The organism is Rhodococcus jostii NBRC 16295 (assembly GCF_001894825.1).
In the GTDB taxonomy this organism is placed as follows: Bacteria; Actinomycetota; Actinomycetes; order Mycobacteriales; family Mycobacteriaceae; genus Rhodococcus_F; species Rhodococcus_F jostii.
In genome coordinates this window covers 77,013-95,434 of record NZ_BCWY01000001.1, presented here as the reverse complement: position 1 = coordinate 95,434, position 18,422 = coordinate 77,013, and the positions used below count along the sequence as shown (strand labels likewise).

The window sequence follows — 18,422 nt, the reverse complement described above, 5'->3', positions numbered from 1 at the left end:
GTCCCCAACGCCGTGATGGACACGGCGAGGGCAATGGAGCGGGGTTCAGCTCCGGCTTCAACTCGCCGGTAGTGGCGGTAGAAGAGTCGTCGGTCTCAGTATGTGTGGGCGACCGCACCGATTCCGCCGCCGGCGCGCCGGGCGTGAATTGTCCAGGCCACTACAGGCTCAATGGCGATGATGCAGATCCGTGGATGCTTCGGCCGCGCCGAGCGTGGCCAACTTGTTCGCGGACAATGCCGTGAGCATCAGTCTCGACTCCCGCCGTCACCAAGGAAATCTCGTGGTCGAGCCGCGACGACGCTGGGGGCATGCGCAAGGCGATGACTTCCCACACCTTACCAACCTCGGATCCTTCAATTCCGTTCGCGGTGAGGAATCTACTGACCGCCTCGGCGCCATCGAGCTCGAATAGTTGGGTTCTCTCACTATCCCTCCGGGATCCCAAGATCGTGGAACATGGTATTGGCGGAGAGCAATTTACGATCGACGGTGAGCCCAAGCCGGTGGCCAGGGAGCGACCTGAACAAGAACACTCTCCGCGAATGATGAAATATCGATGGCAACAGATGTCTCGAACCAACGTGGTTGCCTGATCGCAAGATGCCTATCGGGGATGGATACTCTCGGAATCACGGCGCACATAGGTCGGTTTCCCTCTGGGTGATCGTTCCGGCATTCCCTCCGCAGCCTGTGCCGCGCCCGCAGGCTGTGTCCAGGCCGATTGGGGCCAACAGCCGTCCCTGCCCGTGAGCGTCCGGGCGAGTCCTCTAACGAACATATCAGGACACCGTCCGCACCTTCCGCGGCAACAGCGGAATCATTCGTTCGCGTAATCGATTCCATTCCCATCCTCTCGCTGCATACGTGCGCACCACCCTCGGAGAACCCACTGCGGTAACCCACGGACCGGGACCAGCCGAATCCGGTGGCCTCCTTGTCCATCCGGTGGCGTGTTCATCTCGCGAAGGAGCTGCTCGCCGCGTGCTCTTGTCGTGGTAGCGCCGCCAGTGTGGTGCCGGTTCTCCACCACTCGTCTAAGGCAGTTGACGGTCCGGCGCGACATACTCGCGGTATCCCTTCGACCACAAGTCGATCTCCCTACAATCGTGGAACGTCAGCTAGGCGCATTGCCCTGGAGCTCTAGCTCTCGGCGCCGACGGGGTCAGAGATTCCATCCGTCGATCGGACTACCCGGCCAGGGTGATGCGTGGGTCACATACGCGGGTCATCCTTTGGGTTCAGCCCACGACTACACGATGGAGGCCCTCGATGTCCGCTACAACGCTGGGTGAAACCGAAAGTGAAAGTGCTCGCGCGTCGGCGCTTCTACATGCCCTGTTCAGCGGATCTGTAACCGATCCGTACCCGCTGTATGAAGAGCTGCGAGAGCTCGGCGATGGCATTCACTGGTCTGATGACATGCACGCCTACGCGGTCTTCCGCTACGAAGATGTAAGGAAGATCGGCTCCGATCCCGGCCTGTTCTCGAGCGACGTCTTCTGGCAATCCCCGCAGAGCTTCCATGACCCGGACAACAGCGAGCACCGGCGATTCATTGAATACAATTCGCGGCTCTTCATGTTTTCCGACCCGCCGGTACATACACGAATTCGATCTATCTTCCGTCACGCGTTCACCCCGCAGGCGATCCAAGCCTGGCGGCCGCTGGTTGAAGAGGTCACTGCTGAACTCCTGGAGAACTACCACGTCGGCGACGACATCGACATCATGCCGGGCTTCGCCGCGGACGTGCCTGTCGCCTTGATCGCGGCCATCCTCGGCGTCCCCAAGCAGAAGCGCAGTCAGTTCCGAGCCTGGTCCTTGGCGTACGCGCTGACGTTCGACCCGTCCGTGGTGGGCGAAGCCCGCGACCAGGCGATCACGACGACACTCGAACTCATGGACTACCTGAGGGAGTTGGCTGACGAACGGCGCGCCGAACCAACCGACGATCTGATCTCCCTGCTGGTTCACACCGAAACCACGGACGGTGACCATCTACAGGACGTCGAACTCCTAGCCCAGCTGACCATCCTGCTTGCAGCTGGTAACGAGACGACCACGAGCCTCATCGGCAACGGGCTGTCCATTCTACTGGACCATCCAGAAGCACGCGCTGAGCTCACCGCCGACCCGAGCAAACTGCCGACGGCAATCGAGGAGATGCTGCGTTACGAGGCACCGCTGCACTTCCTGTTCCGGAAGACCACTCGAGAAACCCAACTCGGCGATCACGTGATCCCGGAAGGAACTGTCCTGCTTCCCAGCCCGGGATCGGCTAACCGGGACCCCCGCCACTTCGACAATCCAGACGTGTTCGACATTTCCCGCCCGGACAACAAACACCTCACATTCTTCCATGGCATTCATTTCTGTGTGGGCGCACCGCTCGCGCGGCTGGAAGGTGCTGTAGTCTTCGAGCATCTCCTGAAGCACTACCCAGATTTCAGCGCCGGAAGCGAACCGGCGCTCCGGACGAGCCACTCGAACTCGCCACGGACTTGGAAGACTAGGCCGGTCCGGCTGTGAGCAATGAATCCGTCACGGTGGTGGTCCACCCAGACAGGTGCATGGCAAGCGGTGGATGCCGACGAGTCGCGCCTACCGTGTTCGGCGCGGACACCGGAGGCTGGGTCAAGCTGCTCGATCCTCACCCCACAACACCACTGAGCGATCTGCGGAGGGCACACAATGTGTGTCCCATGGCCGCGATCGAAATTCAGGATGAGAACGGGAGGACGCTGACGTAATCGGGAGCGTGCTTACGTCCGTCGGAGCACGCGCCTGCTCGACGCCGATTTCTTCATGCTCGCGGATCGGACGCAGTCATCGCGTGAACTTCTGTGAGTAACGAGCAAAAGGTTACGTAGAGGAGATCACGCGATGATCCTGGACCATTCTCTTCCCAGCGGGAACTAACCGAAAACACTCTGCGATCCAGACGATGACCAGAGTCTCACGGCGACGGCTGAGAAGACACCCAAGTCCCGGATGGTGGTCGTTTCTTCATCAGCCGGCTCGAACCGCGCCGGTACATCGAGGTTGCCTGTGATGACGAAGGTTTGCGTCATCACAGGCAACCCGACCCAGAGGCCGACCACATCGCCGGTCCGCTATCTGGACCATGCGCGCGTCCTGCGCGTAGCGTTGACGCCACGTCGAAGCTGGAGGTAGATGATGCGCCTGTCCACTCGAAACCAACTCGCCGGCAAAATTACCGAAGTCAAGATCGGTAGCGTGATGGCAACGGTGAAAGTGCGCCTCGATGGAGGCGAGCAGATCGTGACGGCGTCCATCACAAAGGAAGCGGTCGAGGAACTCGGTTTGGCTGTCGGGTTAGCGGCAACGGTACTCGTGAAGTCCACTGAGGTTATGCTCGGTATCGAGTAGGGCTGAACGTCTCACGTCGCGCCATGGCCGGGACTCAGCATACGTGTGGTGCCAGCACGTTTGGATTTCGCCCGGCCAAGGATGGCAGAGCACATCGTTACCTGGATGAGGACGGCAACTCACGTTTCCCGCGTGACCGATCAGGGCCCGTCGAGGAACAGTCAAGAGCGCTGACGTCTGTTCGCAGTGTCGGCCCAGGAGAATTCCTGATCGATCAACGAGACGCCGCGAGCCGCCAACTGCTTGCCGGCATCAGCTCGACACGCCGCGGTCCTGATGTCGACAGGATTGGGTGCCTTGGCGCTCTCGGATACTTCCCCGGAAGAACACCGAACCCGCACCGCAATCGCCCGCCGGCCTGCCCTGAGCCACCGAAGCTTCGGTTGCCGGGTGAGAGTCCCGAGTGGACTCACCGCCACCCCTCTGAACAGGAGAACTACTTGTCTTTCGACGATGCGGTGCTGGTCGCGATCGCCGGCGTGCTGGCTGGGGCGATCAACACCGCTGCCGGTGGTGGCACCCTGATCACGTTCCCCGCACTTCTCGCAGTGGGACTTCCTCCGATTTCGGCAAATATCACCTCATCCCTCGGGCTGGTTCCGGGGTATGCAGGTGGCGCTTATGCGTACAGACGAGAACTGCGAGGGCAGCGGCGTCGCTTCTTCGCTCTCGCGGCGGTCAGCGTGATCGGGGGTGTCCTGGGCGCCGTCCTCCTACTCAACACCCCCGCCGCGGCGTTCAAGGTTGCCGTGCCGTACTTGGTGACTGGTTCCTGCCTTCTGCTGCTGGTACAGCCGCGCTTGGCTGCCTGGGTCTCCGTCAGGCGCAGCAGGAAGGGCGTGGACGAAGGGCGCGTCGGACTTGGCGCTCGTTCCGCAGTAATGGTCGCAGCAACGTATGGTTCGTACTTCGGCGCCGGTCTCGGTGTCCTACTGCTCGCAGTGATGGGAATTTTGATTCCTGACGACCTGCAGCGGCTCAACGGACTGAAAGCGCTGCTCTCATGCGTCGTCGTGACCTCTGGCCTGGTGGTCTATTTGCTGTCGGGCCAGGCGAGTCTGCCTCATGTCGCGATCTTGCTGGTCAGCTCGTGCGTCGGGGGCATGCTCGGCGGTCTCCTCGCGCGACAGGTGAGTCCGACCGTGTTGAGACGCGTCGTCTGCACCTTAGGGTTCGGCGTCGCCTCCATCCTTTTCATTCAAGGATGACGCGCCTCAGCACTGCGTCGTCACCGTTGGCTATCAGGATCGCGGTTGCGTGAACGAGAGAGGCATCTCCTGACTGCGGCACACCTACCGATTGTGATGCCGGCGTCTGCTTTTCGACTTGCCCGAAAGCGTGCGACTGCATCCCACGCCCTTCGAGTGCACGCGGATCAGGAGCAAAGCGGGCCCTCGCGACGAGCTACATAATTGGTTGCGGCTTTGAGTGATTCATTGTCGGTGGACAGCCGCAGACGATGGGGAGTCGCCGTAATCAGTCAACACCTCATCCAGGAAAGGATGTGGGATCGGTGGCCATTCTGGCTGCCACCGGTCATTTCGTTGGTCGTCGCGGAGCGCGGCGAGGGCTGGAGCGATCTGTGGGCCGCCATCCAGCAGGTATCGCAGAAGGCCCAGCTCGGCGCATTTCGCCGCGGCCGGTGCGAGTATGTTCTTGGCTTCGGTGATCCGGCCCGCTTCCGTCAGACATGAAGCGAGGAGTAGTTGCGCCTGAAGAAATGCCCTAGGTCGTCCCTGATCCCTGAGGCGCTCCGCGAGTGCTTCCGCCTCCGCACAGGCGCGGTCGACCCGCTCACGTGTACGTTCGTCCAGCATCAGCCAGATTGCGGTTTGTTCATCGAGTTCCGCCGCTATCGCTAGGATTCCGTCTACCCAGGGTGTCTCTCGCTGGTTGCCTCCGATTTGGTCTTCTGCCGGTAGAGGTCGGGTGGAGACGCCGGGTGTGGTCGGCAGCCCCAACCTCACCCTCTCATTTCTGATCCGCGCTCTCAGCCGTGGAAGTGAGAGCATTTCGGCGATACTGGCGCCTTCGTCAAGAAGCCGTGCAGCGGACTCGAGATCGCCTCTCAGAGACTTGATTCGGGCCCCTGTTCCGTACGTGGCGAGCATGAAATCCACCACCCCACCTTCGGGTCCGAGTTCACAGCTGGCGTCGAGCAGTCGTTCGGCCTCCACGAGGTCGCCCTGTTCATACAAGAGGTCACCGAGGAGGGCACCAGCTAGGCGCGCATCGTTCGAATGGCTGCCACCCGATCTACGGCCAAGCTGCAGGGCCTCGCGGTAGTGCCGCTCGGCCGACGCCACCTCGAGCCGTTCGTTGGCAGCAATCCCCGCGATGCAATACCCATATATGACGCCGCCGAACGGTCCGTTCGCTCGCCGCGGATAGCGCGATGCCCAGTCCTGCAACCGGTCTGCTGCATCAAAGTCGAACCGATAGATCTTTTCGAAGGTGGCGACATTGACCGCGACCGACACGACCCAGGGCCGCAACCTGTCCGGTCGCGACAGGCAATCCGACACCAGTTGGTCTACTCCGTCGATCCGGTCGGCGGAAACTTCCACCGAACTCCGCACGACAGCAGCCTCGGCCCGTAGATCGGCGACGTCGGTCTCGCTGCGAGTGCTCTGGTCGAGGGCGGAATCGACGAGAGCGAGTGCTGTCTGGGTGGGTGCGGTGCGGCGCAGCAGAAAGTTGGCCCACGCCGTGGTGAGCTGCAGGCGGGGGCTGGAAACCACGAGTCGTGGTGGAAGCTTCGCTGTCAACCCGAGCAGTGTCGCCATTTGCGAGCGCTCGATCAGATCCATCCCATCAGTTTCGACCAGACTGACCGCCCGGTCCTGGTCGCCCGCAGACAGCGCGTGATCGACGGCCTCGCTGAGCAGGTGGTGCTCGGCGAACCACCGCGACGCGCTTTGGTGGAGCTCGGCGACCCGATCCGGCTGATCGCGTTCGAGGCGTCGTCGCAGAAACTCGGCGAAAAGGTGGTGATATCGGAACCAGTCCCCGTTGTCGTCGATCCTGTGTAAGAAGAGGTCCCGTTTCTCGACCTCTTCGAGCAGTACCTGCCCACGACCGCCCCCCGAGAGGGTCGACGCGAGCGCACCACAGGTTCGTTCGGTGACGCAGGTGGCAAGCAGGAAATCGAGCATCTCGGGTTCGAGGTTATCGAGCACGTTCTCGGCTAGATACTCCCCGATCGCGTGATGGCGTCCCGACATGTGGCTGATCAGCCGAACTGGATCAGCCTGACCTCGCAGGGACAGCGACGCCAGCTGCAATGCCGCCACCCATCCCTCCGTCGATTCCCTGAGATCGGCCACATCGTTGTCAGCAAGCGTGAGCTCACCGATATCCACCAGGAACGAACGTGATTCTTCGACAGAGAACCGCAACGCCTCGGCGTCGATCTCGACAAGCTCATCGCGTACTCGCATTCGGCTCAGCGGCAGGCCGGCCTGGGATCGGGTCGTAACGATGACCTGGAGGTGGTGGCAACAGTTGTCGAGCAGGAAGCCCATCGCAGCAATGGTGACGTCACCGGTCACCATGTGCCAGTCATCGATGACGACGGCCATGCGTTCACCGCTGTCATGAATCTCGTTGATCAGGGACGTGAGCACGTACCGCTCGGCGTCATCGCCGCGCTCCTCGAGGATCTGGCCCAGCTCATCTGCGAGGGTGGGTCGCACCCGCCGGATCGCCTCGATCAGGTGCGCCAGGAACCAGACGACGTTGTTGTCATCACGATCGACAGCAAACCAGGCAACGGCCACATTCTCTTCTACAAGGGCGTCTCGCCACTGCGCGGCCAGGGTACTCTTCCCGAACCCCGCAGGCGCGTGGATGACGATCAAACGTCGGCTCCGGCCAGCACGTAAGACCTGCATCAGGCGGCCGCGCTCCACACGTGCTCGAGTCGCCTCCGGGGGATGAAATCGGGTCGAAGCGACGGGCGGCGGCCGCGGGGTCACCTGATTACGTCGCGGTTCCGAGCGGCCCCGGCTCGACGCAGCGGTCATGTTCTCGGGCGGGCCCTCGGCGGAACCTTCCTCACCGGGTAGTGCCATCTCGTCGACGCTCAGTTCGTGTCGACGTTCTACCTCTCTCAGCTCATGCGCGAAGTCGGCCGCGGAAGCGGGGCGATCTGTCGGCTCCCCCGCCATGGCGCGTTCGATGGCCGCACACACATCGTCGGGAATTCCCTGTTCACGTAGATCCGGGATCGGGTGTGAGGTGATCCGTAGGAATTGGGAGACAACCTTCTCACCGTTTCGGCGCTCGAAGGCAGCGTGGCCGGTGATAGCGCAAAAGAGTGTCGCGCCGAGACCGTAGACGTCCGACGCAGCCGTTGGATCCTCCCCTCTGAGCAGCTCGGGGGCAGTGAACGCCGGCGACCCGATGATGCTGCCGGCCGCGGTCTCGAAGCCGCCGGAAATGCGTGCGATGCCGAAGTCGGTTAGCTGCGGATCGCCGTATTCGGTGGTCAGGATGTTCGCCGGCTTGACGTCCCGATGGTGGATGCCGAGCCGGTGCGCAGTTTCGAGAGCCCCGGCCAGTTTGACGCCGATACGGAGTGCCTCGCGCCATCCGAGCGGCCCCTTCCGGCGGATTCGGGAGTCCAGCGAGCCGCGGACGTGGTACGGCATCACGATATAAGGCCTGCCCATGGGAGTGATGCCAACGTGAAGAATGTGGACGATGTTCGGGTGTCCGGAGAGTCGGCCCATCGCGTGCTGCTCGCGGAGGAAACGCTCGCGGTCGACCCCCTCGAACTCTGAGGAGAGGACCTTGATGGCGACGACACGGTCCAACGACGGCTGGACGCAGCGGTACACGACCCCGAACCCGCCGCGCCCGATCTCCCGAGCATCCTCGAACCCCGCCGATTCCAGCTCGGCTTCGATCCCGGGATCCATGTCGCGCTGTGTCGATTGTGGATCGAGTTCGGCCATCAGCGGCCTCGCTCCCGCGCGTCGGCCTCGTTTCGCAATCCAGGGGCATTTGGCCAGGCAGGGCTCGAACCCGGCGGACCGCCGCATGCCCGGACCCAATTCATGAGATCACCTCTTGCCGCCGTGGTAGGCGCATCCAGCGGTTACAGCATATCGCCGTTGGAACAATCGAGGTCGTCCGCAGCCGCTGCTGTGGGGTCTCGCGATGTTTCGGAAGTCCGGGCGTGACGTCGACAGCCGGGGACTTCAGCAGTGAAGGCGGAGGCAGGACCAGGACCACGGCAACGGTCCTGCACACAGACGAGGCCTCATAAGGCAACCAGGCGAGGGTCGGTTGGTGTGTTCGCTCTGGTGGGGTTATCGGAACTGAATTGGGTGATCTCCCCTGCCGCGATGTGTGCAACTACCCGGTCAGGGTGATGCGCGAAGACATCGCCGGGACCCACAGTGAACTACCGCACGAAACGAGAAAGGCCTTCACCGTGAAGCTGGAAAACGAGTTCGCCCTTGACGTGCCGATCGGTAAGGCGTGGACGGCACTGACCGACGTCGAACTGATCGCCCCCTGCATGCCCGGTGCCGTGCTGACCGGCATCGATGGAGACTCGTTCACCGGTGTCGTCAAACTCAAGATCGGTCCGATCCTCACACAGTTCAAGGGCCAGGCTTCGTTCACCGAACTCGACTCGAACGCATATCGAGCGGTGCTGAAGGCCCGGGCGAAAGATACGACCGGCAAGGGCAGCGCGGATGCACTCATCACCATGCAGCTGTTGGGGAGCGACGGCGGCAGTACACGCTGTACCGTCACCACGGACCTGGCAATCTCAGGAAAGGTGGCGCAGTTCGGCCGAGGCGCGATGACGGAGATCGGATCGCGGATGATCGAACAGTTCGCCGCCCGGCTGCAGGAAACCGTGCTGGCCAGCCCTAAGGACTCCCACGAGGTCGAAGCTAAGACCCAGGCAGGATCCGAGACGGCCGGCAGCTCACACACCGCGTCGCCCGCACCGAGACTGACACCCGTCACCCCCACGAACACCACCGTCGCAGACGTCGCCCCCCTCGACCTCAACTCGATCATTCCTCTCCAGGCAAAGTGGGCCGTCACCCTGGTCGGGCTGACCGTACTCACCATCGGACTGACATGGCTCCTGACCTGAACGCCCGCGATCCGCGGCAGGCTGATGCAACGCCCGCAAACGGTAAGGCCGCGAAGGCAGGATGGATGAGGTAAGCCCGCCGCGCCAATGTGCAATGCGCAATGCGCGAGATCGGAGATACGACGCGACAGTGCGGCCCGTCAAACGAATCTCGTTGGTAACCCACGCAGTCCACCGATTGAGTTCTCTCATCTCGGAGGGCGAATGGCCTGTCGGTTCCCAGATTCCAAACAACCGTGACCTCAGCACCCTTCTCGGTGTCAGTACTTCAACCGGGCGGGAGGCAATACGGGTCTTGGTCGCGTCCGGGCAACTCCTTCCACGCCAGGGCTCGGGCACATTCGTGATGTCTACCACCCCACTCACGACACTCGACCGACTACGAGGCCGAGCCGATCCACACGAGATCAACGAAGTTCGCGCAGCGCTGGAAATCGAGAGCGCTCGACTTGCGGCGAGCCGCAGAGATCACTCGGACATCGCCGCTCTCAAGGGCGCAATGATGTGGAGAGAATCAGCGGTATCGCCTGAACAATTCGTCGCCGCCGATCTCAGCCTCCACAGGGCGGTCGTTCGCGCCACTCATAATAGAGTCTTCTCAGTTCTATTCGACTGGGCCAGCGGGACCATCTCTGCTCCAGAGGGAAACCGGGGATCTGACGGCGAAACGCGACCAGGCGACGCGAAGGACGGATACGCCGCGCACAGGGCGCTAGTCGGGGCCATTGTGGATGAGCGTCCAGAATGCGCTGCAGATGCAATGCGGCTGAGTACCAACTGCATACGCCTCCCGAGTCGTCTCAGCGATGACATTCGCACCGCGAATGATCAGGCAAGCATTCCGTCGGCGGCAATCACCGACCTGATTGGTACACGTGCGATTTGGATGAACGGCGACCTCAGCTGGAACCACTGATCGCATCAATCAACGTGGGTCAGCGAAGCACTGTTTCACGGACGCTCGCCCGTTCGACGGATTACCAGTTCGTGGCAGTCGTTCGGAGCCACGGATTTAGACACCGTCAATCCCGTACTGATATTCACCGAAGTTCAACGTCCAACCACACTGTAGGAGTATTTCCAGTGGCCAAAAACACTGCCCGTGACTATGCCGTCCTCGCCGTCCGACTCGGCGTCGGCGGCACCCTGTTTGCGCATGGTGCCCAAAAGCTTTGGGGCGCCTTCGACGGCCCCGGATTGGAGGGGGCGGGGGTCGCCTTCGAGGAGATGGGCTTCACGGATGGACAGAAGAAAGCGAGGATCGCGGCGTTTTGCCAGATTGGAGGTGGCGCGCTGCTCGCCACCGGCCTCGCGACACCCGCCGCTGCCGCCGCGACGCTGGGCACCATGGCCGTCGCATCGGCCGTACATGCACCGAACGGCTTCTTCTCCCTGAATGGCGGATACGAGTACACAGCGATGCTCGGTCTGGTGGGTACCGCGGTGGGCATCGCCGGCCCCGGCAAGTTCTCAGTCGACCACGTCTCCGGGGACGCTCTCAACAGACCGTGGATGCGGACAGTCGCGTTGACATCCGCCGCCGTGGCCGCAGCGGGATTCGTCGCCGGACTGCGGAAGAACCGTGTCGAGCGCTGAATCGGAGACATGGTGTGCGCAGGGCAGGCGTTTCGCCGAAACGCTGACCAGCGACCGGTGTGTTACGACGTACACATCGTAGGTACAGGTGCTGATCTGGAAGCGCCAGCATTTCGCGGACGGGGTGACGGGCTGGGTTGGGTTGTGATCGCAATTTTCCTTCAGCCAAATCTCGTCCGCGGAGAACGGCGTGTCAATCAACCGGCCACGCATCGCCAGGCACACAGACACCGAGGAGTTGTGCTCGGAAAACCAGGGCGAGCAGTAAGCGCACGTTCACGAGCGGGAGGCACGCGCAATGTCGCACAACATGATCAACCCCGGGGACCTGCGCGATTGGTGCGACGGCTATAGCCATATCGCCGACACCTCCACGGCAGTGTCCTTCCAAGTGCAGTGGGCATCACCGGTGGAGGTCACGAGGACCACCCAGGTCAATGCGCAGGGCTGGCAGAATCCGATACCGCGAGGCTCGACACGTTGCGAACCCAGTGACCACGCTCGCCGCCCTCTTTGGCGAGCAACCGCACCACGTTCTGGCTGGCCGGCGGGTCGACCGCCTTCACAATGAAGGCCAGGGCGGGCCCACGACGGCCACCGAGGTATATCGTCATATCGACGTCGGTGTGTCCGATGGTCGTCATAGCCCGCGCCCCGCTGGTGATCGCGGTCGCGGTTAAACCGAATTCGACCTTCACCGAGGGCACCACGAGCTGAGAGCGCAGTGGGCCAGCTCAGAGGTGCGCTTGATGCTCGAGATCCCTGCCGTCCGGGCGGTGGACAGCACGTCGGCTTCGTCATGTTGTCGGCCCCAACCAACGCGATCACCTCGGCGGTGGTCTGGAACTCTCTCGCCTCCGACGGGATCCAAGCGGTAGCGGTTATTCCACTCACGTGGACTACCCACACCCTGCCCTCACCGTCGATGTAGGTCAGATCATCACTCACAGCGGCTACACGCGCACACTCTCTTCAGCTCACATGCTCGTTTCGCCCTCCTACACCTCGGGTCACCGCGACCATCTCAGCAATCCGGAACAAGGACACCGCGAGAAGATGCCGCGGCTTACACCCGTGGTCGTCGACAGAGCTGCCGATCGGAGTACACCGTGGTGTGAACGTCGTGATCGACTCATGACTTCCTTCACACCTCAGCCGCCAGCGAACGGCGGCAGCACATCCACCCGCGATGCCGCGGCAACCGCGAGATCCCGAGTGAGCTCGTCGTCCTGCAGGAACGCGGCCACCGTCAGCACGCGCTCCATGCTCGGGCCGTACCTGCCCACCAGTACCGCCCGAAGGTCGGCGAGGCTGGCGCCGACCACAACCCGGACTTCCTCCTTAGTACACCCGGCAGCCTCCGCGGCCGCGGCGAAGTAGCGCACCGATACCGAATGCTCAGCCACCGATCGCTCCCATACTGCGGTTCGGCGGCTCGAATCCTTCCAAGTTGATACCGTGTCCGGCCCATTTGCTCCACATCGCGTCACGCCACAGCCCGGCCAATTTCTCGTCCCCTGCCCCCGAGCGCATCGCTGCGCGTAGATCGACCTCCTCATCACTGAACAGGCCAGATCGGACCGTGCCCTCCGCGGTGAGCCGGGTCCGGTCACAGTCCGCACAGAAGTTCCGGGTCACCGAGGCGACGATGCCGACGGTGGCAGGGCCGCCGTCGACCAGCCACTCCTCGGCCGGCGCCGACGGATCCTCGCGTCCTACTTCCGTCAGGTCGAACCTCTCACCCAGCGCTTCCAGCAGCCGCTCCGCGTCGACCATCGACGCCCGCGCCCACCTGCGGTCCGCGTCAAGTGGCATCTGCTCGATGAACCGCAGAAGGCAGCCCTCCGTGAGGCACCATTCGAGCAGATCGGCCGCACCGCTGAGCGTTTCCGGCATCAGAACTGCGTTAATCTTGATCGGCGCAAGCCCGGCGCGGGCGGCTGCACGGATCCCGGCCAGCACCGATGGCAGCCGGTCCCGTCGGGTGAGTTCGGCGAAATGGGCGCGGTCGATAGAGTCGAGTGAAACGTTGACCCGTCCCAGCCCCGCGGCTGCGAGCCGCCGTGCCCGGCGCTCGAGCCCGACCGCATTCGTGGTCATCGATAGTGGGATACCGGGAACCGCTTGGGCGCAGCCCGCGACTATGTCCTCGAGGTCGCGTCGCATCAGCGGCTCCCCACCGGTGAACCGGACCTCGTTGACCCCCAAATCTTCGACCGCGATCCGCACCAAGCGCACGATCTCGTCTGTCGTGAGTAGTCGGTGCTGCGGGATGTTAGGAAGCCCTTCTGCGGGCATGCAGTAGGTGCAACGCAGCGAGCACTTCTCGATGATCGACACCCGCAGGTCCTTGGCGACCCGACCGAACCGATCGACCAGCGCCGCGACCGACGGACGATCGGCTCTCGACAGGGCGGGCGTTGGCTGACCACCTCCGCCTCGCACCCGCGGCATCCCGATCTGAACTGGATCAAGAATCGACGTCACCGCGACGCCCCCGTCCGGGATTCGGCTCCGCGCTGAGCGTGCTCACGACATGACGGCGCCGGGCCGTGCTGGGCGGCCTCCATTTCGCCTCGACACCATGAGCGGTGAGCAATCCCGTAGCCTCGGCTACGGTTTCGCGCGCATGATAGGCAATCGGCGCAGGTTGCACGTCACGTCCCTTCGCATGAACATCATTCGCTCGGGTCCACGGTCTCACCGCAAAACACGGCTATCGAAACAGTGTGGTCCCTGCCATGGCCTCACTGCATCCCCTGGAACGGGTAGTTCTTCAGCTTCCAGTGAGCACTGGTGACCCGCACGCGTACCGATCTCAATCGTCTGCTGCACCAACAGTTTGCTGCGCAGTCGATGCCGCCCCGGCGTCGGAGCGACTCCGCACAACGAACGGTGCGTAACCAACAACTGCCACGAGGATGGTGATGATCGGCGCGATGTTCGATCCTGTCGCCCAGAGAGTAGGAGACTCCAACAGATTGATTCCAACTGCAGCCGAGATCACCCACACCACCGTGGCGGGTCGGAGAGACGGAACCATTCCCGGCACGTCCCCCATCAACGCCCTCGAACCGGCAATCAAAACATGCGTCAACACAATGGCGACCCAACCGGCGAAGAATATGCTCTGCCATTGCAGGGCCTTTTCCATGTAAGAGAACACATCGGTCAGCATAAACACGAACACGATCACCGCACTGGCTACCACGAGCGGTTTGCGGCTGACCCGTCGACCGCTCAGCTGATAGATCAGCCGCTGCGCGTTCATCGACGACATGTAGAAGTTCAGCGTGTTGATCCGGATCTGGGTGGCAACGATCAGGACGAGACCCGCGAATCCGAGCGTGCCGATCAAACCGACCACGACACCGGCTTCGGTTGGCACGGATCCGGGAAACGCCATCTGCGCGAGAAACATACCCGCCGTGCCGGTTACTAGGAACACGACGATCGCAAATACCCAACCAAAGGTGATCCGTTGGTGATAGCCGATGTCCTCGAGACGTGAAAATCGTGCAAAATCAAGAGTGCTGACCATATTCAGCGACACCCCGAGATACAACAGTACGATTGCCAACCAGCCTGGAATCCCCCTCGCCTCGGGTGGAACCACGCCTGGGAAATCAAGGAACTCCGTAGGATTGCCGTTCTTTGCCGCAAGGATCACTGCAGCGACCATTCCGACGATATAGACCGGCAACAGGATTCCGTTGAGTTTGTGCATCCACGTCAGCACCCCTCCCATCATCAGGGGCAACATGGCAAGAACCACCACGAGGCTCCAGAGCCGCAGATCGCCGCCCCAATACTCATGAAGCCCGACCGCCACCACGCTGCTCTCGAACACTGCATAGTAGATTGTCGTGGCGCCGACGAGCACTGCGATCAGCATCCCACCCGCTTTACCGAACAATCGCCGGGACACGAGGGTGCTGCTCAATCCCGATAACGCTCCGATCCGCACCATCGGCGAGTTTAGTATCGCAAACCCCACGGTGAATACCGTCAGCCCGATTAGCGCCTGCCGCGTTCCGTAAAGGGTCCCCGCCAGCGCGCCGAAGAACAGCCAGGCCATTCCTGTGATCATCGACCAACCCGACATCGTGAGCGTAAATCGAGGTACCCGTGCCGATAGTGGTACGTGTTCATTCGAGTAATCGTCGGCGGCTGGATCCTCGTTCTCGTCTATTGAGCTCGGCCGCCTGAACTCGGACTGTGTGTGCTCCGATTCATTCACAGGGTGGTCGTCCGCTCCATCAATTCGATCTGAGTCGGGCACTTTCTTCCTCACGTCGAAGGTTGGATTACCCTCGCGGGTGTCTGCCGCTTTCGGGGATAAGGAAAGATGACACCTCACGATCGGATATGAGTGTGAGCCGAACCACGGATTGGTGGCATCACCCCGAACGGGTAGTTCCAGCCAGCAGTTGCCGGTCCTCACAGCTTCGGGAGCGTGGCGATCGAGAAGTCGAACAACCCGCTGGGACAACGACGTCGACTACCAAAACGATCTATCTAATCGCGTGTCTCATAGCATGGGCCATAATGTGACGCACGAGATGAGTTGTCACTGCGGTTGGCATCGGATGCGTTGTGGGAGATCGCCGAACCGTTGACCCACAGTTCGCCGCATGTCCACAGGGGAGGTCGCAGTGCACCGGTGGATGATCGGGCGGTGTTCACGCGATTTTGTACGTGCTTAGTCATGTTGCCGACTGCCGCGGCATCGCTCGCCCACTCCGCGACCGCTGCCAATTCCTGGGTACTGACGATGTGGAAATTCCTGAGTACTGACGATGTGGGCGTTTCTCATGGCCGGCCTCGGCGCGCACGCGTGGTACCGAGCAGCCGAACCGAATCCGAACGAGGACCGTCGCCCATTACAGGAACCGTTTCACCAGTAACGGACTACTCGAGTCAGTTCCTCGGGGAAGGGGACGTGTCATCTGCGCAGTTCAGCGGCTGGCTCCGGGCACTATCCGCGAGACTGCCGGTAGTACCCGGATCCACCCAGCCGGGTGTTCGCACCCGCTACCGTTTTGACTATGGGGACCGCCTTCCACGGGCCGAGTCCGTGGCCGCACATCACCCGCGCGATCCGCACGCGCGGGCCCCGCCGTGCTGCGATCGCGCACCTCGGCCAGGACGCACCCACCCTGCTGCCGCTGCGCGCCGGGGATGTTCTTGTCGTCAACGCTTCCCGCGCCGCGGTGCGCGCCCACGCGACCTCCCCGGTCGCGCTCGCCTACTACCTCGACGCCGGGGTGCGGGTGCTGTCGTCACCGAACCTGCACGCCAATGTCATCGCCACCGACCGGCGGGCGGTCATCGGCTCCGCCAACGCCTCCCACAGCTCCACCCTCGCCGACGAAGCCGCGGTCATCACCGACGACCCGGAGGTCGTGACCGCCGTGCGGGCGTTCATCGACGACATCGAGGAGATCACCGAGGTCGACCAGACGTTCCTCGACAACGCCACCGCGCAGTGGCAGATCGGTCGGGCGTGACCGCTGCCCGGGGTCACGAGCCGCGGGCGCGCCGACCCCGGGTTCCTGCCCGCCAAGATCCCCCGGATGTTTCTTCGACACACCGTCGACTACACACCCGGTCCTACCGAGCAGCACACGTGGGCAACGCAGGCCCGCCGGCATCGCGGCCCTGCCGGGCCGGCAGCGAAGTACCATCTCGAATGGTTCCACCACAACAAATCCGACACCCGCCTCGAGCGCGGTGACGTCCTGATCTTCGTCACCGCCGACAACGAGTGGATTTACCCCCCAGCGGTCGTGGATTCCGAGGCGATCGCGATCCTCCACGCCCGCGGCGCCGTCGGTCACCTCCTGCGAAGCCGAGCCGACCTCTCCCCCATCCCGGTGCCGGAGGCCGAGCAGACCCTCGCCGACCTCGGGCACCCCAACCCCCGGCTCCTGGCCGATCACCGGATCGCCTCCCCCTGCCTGCGGACCGCTCTGCTCCAACTCTGGAACCTCTGATTTATCCCGACCAATAGAGGCTTCTACCAGCGGGAACAACACGTCCCTACTAGTCACCGACCTGCCATTATCGCCGGCAATGCACGCATTGCTGGCAATGCTGGCAGGTCGCTTCCGCGGGTGGCGGTTCGCCGGTCCAACCCTGTGGCTCGCGCCTTGGCGTCGGCTCACCCGGGTGGGGTCGTCATGCCAGGGCGAGAACTCGGGAACGTGCCTCGAGGTAGCGGGCGAGGAGGTCGAGCATCTCCGCGTCCGGGTGCGCGAGTTCGGGGAGGTTCTTCGCGCTGATGATCGTCTGATCGACCGCGGCGACCTGCCGGCGGCATTCGCCGAACGCCTCCGGTGTGACGGCGGCGGCGTCGAGCCGGTCGGTGAGGTACCGAATCGACGTCTCCAGACCCAGACCCGGGTTGCGGGTGCCGTTTCCGGCCCTGCGGGTTTCGACCATCTGCCACCACTGGTCCAGTTCGGCCAGCACCGCGGGATCGGCGACCGCGATCCGCAGCGCCCGATCGAGCGACTGCGGGTCAGTGATGTCAACCACACCCATGCCTGCTGCGCGGGTGAGGATCTGGCCGAGCTGGTGGTTGGCGAGACCGTCGCCGCGGCTCCACCAGTACGACACCATCACATGTACCTTGCTCGCCGCGGCCAGCTCCCCCATCAGACCCTGTTCCCTTCAATGCAAGACGAAATCCTCGAATCCATCCTCACAGCCCGGCAACCGCCCCCGAGTCCCGGGTCACGGCTGTGGACCGGCGACTTCAGGCTGTGCGGCGGGAGGTGTGGGCCGCCGCGCACATCGGGCACCACGTGCGCTCGCCGACGATCCACCCGTTCGTCTCGGCGAAGGCCACCGCCTGAGCTTGACTGGCGACGGCAGCGGCGAAGGTGTGCTCGCACAGATCGCACCGCAACGTCCATCCACGCCTGCCTGTGGATCGCACCAACGTATGAACAGTCATGTCACCCCCGCGACTTCGTCACTGTGCCCCCAGCATGGCACAACCCGTCCGACAGTGGTGGCCCACGCGGGCCAGGCCCCGGCCGTCAAAAGTGCCGTGCGTCATGATCGCCGGCCACAACGACCGAGTTATCCACGAGCAGAACCAGTTAGCCACACAGCGCCGTAAGGACATTCGCGGTGCGGTATTCGACGTGGCTCAGAACCTCGCTCGAGGCCGAAATCGGCCCCGAGTCCGTGGCCTCGACACCGAGCAGCGCACCCAGATTCGCGATCCGGTCACCGCCCTGCACCGCTGAGAATCATCCCGAAATCGGGGCGTGTCATCTGAGCAGCTCCGGGCGCATTTTTG

General features: G+C 62.9%; 15 protein-coding genes and 2 pseudogenes. 10 read left to right on the top strand and 7 right to left on the bottom strand.

The window, feature by feature from the left end:
• Positions 1–190: 190 nt before the first annotated feature.
• From RJ1_RS45700 to RJ1_RS45695, 5 genes are all read left to right on the top strand, one after another.
• Positions 191–415 carry a hypothetical protein gene (locus RJ1_RS45700; RefSeq protein WP_143048791.1) on the top strand — a complete coding sequence of 75 codons (225 nt, stop codon included), beginning with the start codon at positions 191–193 and terminating at the stop codon, positions 413–415.
• Positions 416–1,272: 857 nt separating this feature from the next.
• Positions 1,273–2,532 carry a cytochrome P450 gene (locus RJ1_RS00500; protein WP_073357942.1) on the top strand — a complete coding sequence of 420 codons (1,260 nt, stop codon included), beginning with the start codon at positions 1,273–1,275 and terminating at the stop codon, positions 2,530–2,532.
• The gene (locus RJ1_RS00495; protein ID WP_174694929.1) at positions 2,529–2,753 is read left to right on the top strand and encodes a ferredoxin; all 225 of its coding nucleotides are present in this window, start codon (positions 2,529–2,531) and stop codon (positions 2,751–2,753) included. Before RJ1_RS00500 ends, RJ1_RS00495 begins: the two co-directional genes overlap by 4 nt.
• A gap of 427 nt (positions 2,754–3,180) precedes the next feature.
• Entirely contained in the window at positions 3,181–3,393 is a 213-nt protein-coding gene (locus RJ1_RS00490; RefSeq protein WP_073358106.1) for a TOBE domain-containing protein, read from the top strand.
• Between the two features lie 440 nt (positions 3,394–3,833).
• Positions 3,834–4,601 carry a sulfite exporter TauE/SafE family protein gene (locus RJ1_RS45695; RefSeq protein ID WP_073358105.1) on the top strand — a complete coding sequence of 256 codons (768 nt, stop codon included), beginning with the start codon at positions 3,834–3,836 and terminating at the stop codon, positions 4,599–4,601.
• A gap of 225 nt (positions 4,602–4,826) precedes the next feature.
• Here the strand turns inward: RJ1_RS45695 and RJ1_RS00480 are convergent, their stop codons facing one another.
• Positions 4,827–8,351 (bottom strand): serine/threonine-protein kinase, encoded by a 3,525-nt coding sequence (locus tag RJ1_RS00480; protein ID WP_073357941.1) that lies wholly within the window; start codon positions 8,349–8,351, stop codon positions 4,827–4,829.
• 482 nt (positions 8,352–8,833) lie between these two features.
• On the opposite strand from RJ1_RS00480, the gene RJ1_RS00475 reads away from it, so the two are divergent.
• The 3 genes from RJ1_RS00475 to RJ1_RS00465 all read left to right on the top strand — a co-directional run bounded on the left by RJ1_RS00475 (position 8,834) and on the right by RJ1_RS00465 (position 11,110).
• Complete coding sequence (locus tag RJ1_RS00475) at positions 8,834–9,514, top strand: SRPBCC family protein (RefSeq protein ID WP_162850246.1); 681 nt, start codon at positions 8,834–8,836, stop codon at positions 9,512–9,514.
• 61 nt (positions 9,515–9,575) lie between these two features.
• Complete coding sequence (locus tag RJ1_RS48725) at positions 9,576–10,430, top strand: FadR/GntR family transcriptional regulator (protein ID WP_143048788.1); 855 nt, start codon at positions 9,576–9,578, stop codon at positions 10,428–10,430.
• Positions 10,431–10,597: 167 nt separating this feature from the next.
• Positions 10,598–11,110 (top strand): DoxX family protein, encoded by a 513-nt coding sequence (locus RJ1_RS00465; protein WP_073357938.1) that lies wholly within the window; start codon positions 10,598–10,600, stop codon positions 11,108–11,110.
• A 434-nt stretch (positions 11,111–11,544) separates the two neighbouring features.
• Here RJ1_RS00465 and RJ1_RS00460 read toward each other — a convergent pair whose 3' ends face one another.
• The 4 genes from RJ1_RS00460 to RJ1_RS00445 all read right to left on the bottom strand — a co-directional run bounded on the left by RJ1_RS00460 (position 11,545) and on the right by RJ1_RS00445 (position 15,188).
• Complete coding sequence (locus tag RJ1_RS00460) at positions 11,545–11,808, bottom strand: hypothetical protein (RefSeq protein WP_143048786.1); 264 nt, start codon at positions 11,806–11,808, stop codon at positions 11,545–11,547.
• A gap of 453 nt (positions 11,809–12,261) precedes the next feature.
• The gene (locus tag RJ1_RS00455) at positions 12,262–12,516 is read right to left on the bottom strand and encodes a MoaD/ThiS family protein (protein ID WP_073357936.1); all 255 of its coding nucleotides are present in this window, start codon (positions 12,514–12,516) and stop codon (positions 12,262–12,264) included.
• Positions 12,509–13,564, bottom strand: a complete 1,056-nt coding sequence (gene moaA, locus RJ1_RS00450) for a GTP 3',8-cyclase MoaA (RefSeq protein ID WP_073357935.1) — start codon at positions 13,562–13,564, stop codon at positions 12,509–12,511. The genes RJ1_RS00455 and moaA overlap by 8 nt, the downstream gene beginning before the upstream one ends.
• Before the next feature lie 364 nt (positions 13,565–13,928).
• Positions 13,929–15,188, bottom strand: coding sequence for a purine-cytosine permease family protein (locus RJ1_RS00445; RefSeq protein WP_083400281.1), 1,260 nt, complete (start codon positions 15,186–15,188; stop codon positions 13,929–13,931).
• A 489-nt stretch (positions 15,189–15,677) separates the two neighbouring features.
• Between RJ1_RS00445 and RJ1_RS47415 the strand changes: the two are divergent.
• Positions 15,678–15,797: pseudogene (locus RJ1_RS47415) on the top strand (IS5/IS1182 family transposase); the annotation flags it as partial.
• Positions 15,798–16,158: 361 nt separating this feature from the next.
• A pseudogene (locus tag RJ1_RS00440) lies at positions 16,159–17,106 on the top strand (phospholipase D-like domain-containing protein).
• Between the two features lie 184 nt (positions 17,107–17,290).
• Here the strand turns inward: RJ1_RS00440 and RJ1_RS00435 are convergent.
• Positions 17,291–17,770 (bottom strand): hypothetical protein, encoded by a 480-nt coding sequence (locus tag RJ1_RS00435; protein ID WP_073357934.1) that lies wholly within the window; start codon positions 17,768–17,770, stop codon positions 17,291–17,293.
• 100 nt (positions 17,771–17,870) lie between these two features.
• Complete coding sequence (locus RJ1_RS45690; protein ID WP_143048785.1) at positions 17,871–18,071, bottom strand: hypothetical protein; 201 nt, start codon at positions 18,069–18,071, stop codon at positions 17,871–17,873.
• Between the last annotated feature and the right edge of the window lie 351 nt (positions 18,072–18,422).

What these genes read in the sequence shown, in the direction of transcription:
- RJ1_RS00500 (WP_073357942.1), top strand. Translation starts at nt 1,273, where the DNA reads ATGTCCGCTACAACGCTGGGTGAAACCGAAAGTGAAAGTGCTCGCGCG.
- RJ1_RS00490 (WP_073358106.1), top strand. Translation starts at nt 3,181, where the DNA reads ATGCGCCTGTCCACTCGAAACCAACTCGCCGGCAAAATTACCGAAGTC.
- RJ1_RS00480 (WP_073357941.1), bottom strand. Translation starts at nt 8,351, where the DNA reads ATGGCCGAACTCGATCCACAATCGACACAGCGCGACATGGATCCCGGG.
- RJ1_RS48725 (WP_143048788.1), top strand. Translation starts at nt 9,576, where the DNA reads ATGGATGAGGTAAGCCCGCCGCGCCAATGTGCAATGCGCAATGCGCGA.
- moaA (WP_073357935.1), bottom strand. Translation starts at nt 13,564, where the DNA reads ATGCCGCGGGTGCGAGGCGGAGGTGGTCAGCCAACGCCCGCCCTGTCG.
- RJ1_RS00445 (WP_083400281.1), bottom strand. Translation starts at nt 15,188, where the DNA reads ATGGCCTGGCTGTTCTTCGGCGCGCTGGCGGGGACCCTTTACGGAACG.
- RJ1_RS00435 (WP_073357934.1), bottom strand. Translation starts at nt 17,770, where the DNA reads ATGGGGGAGCTGGCCGCGGCGAGCAAGGTACATGTGATGGTGTCGTAC.
- RJ1_RS45690 (WP_143048785.1), bottom strand. Translation starts at nt 18,071, where the DNA reads ATGACTGTTCATACGTTGGTGCGATCCACAGGCAGGCGTGGATGGACG.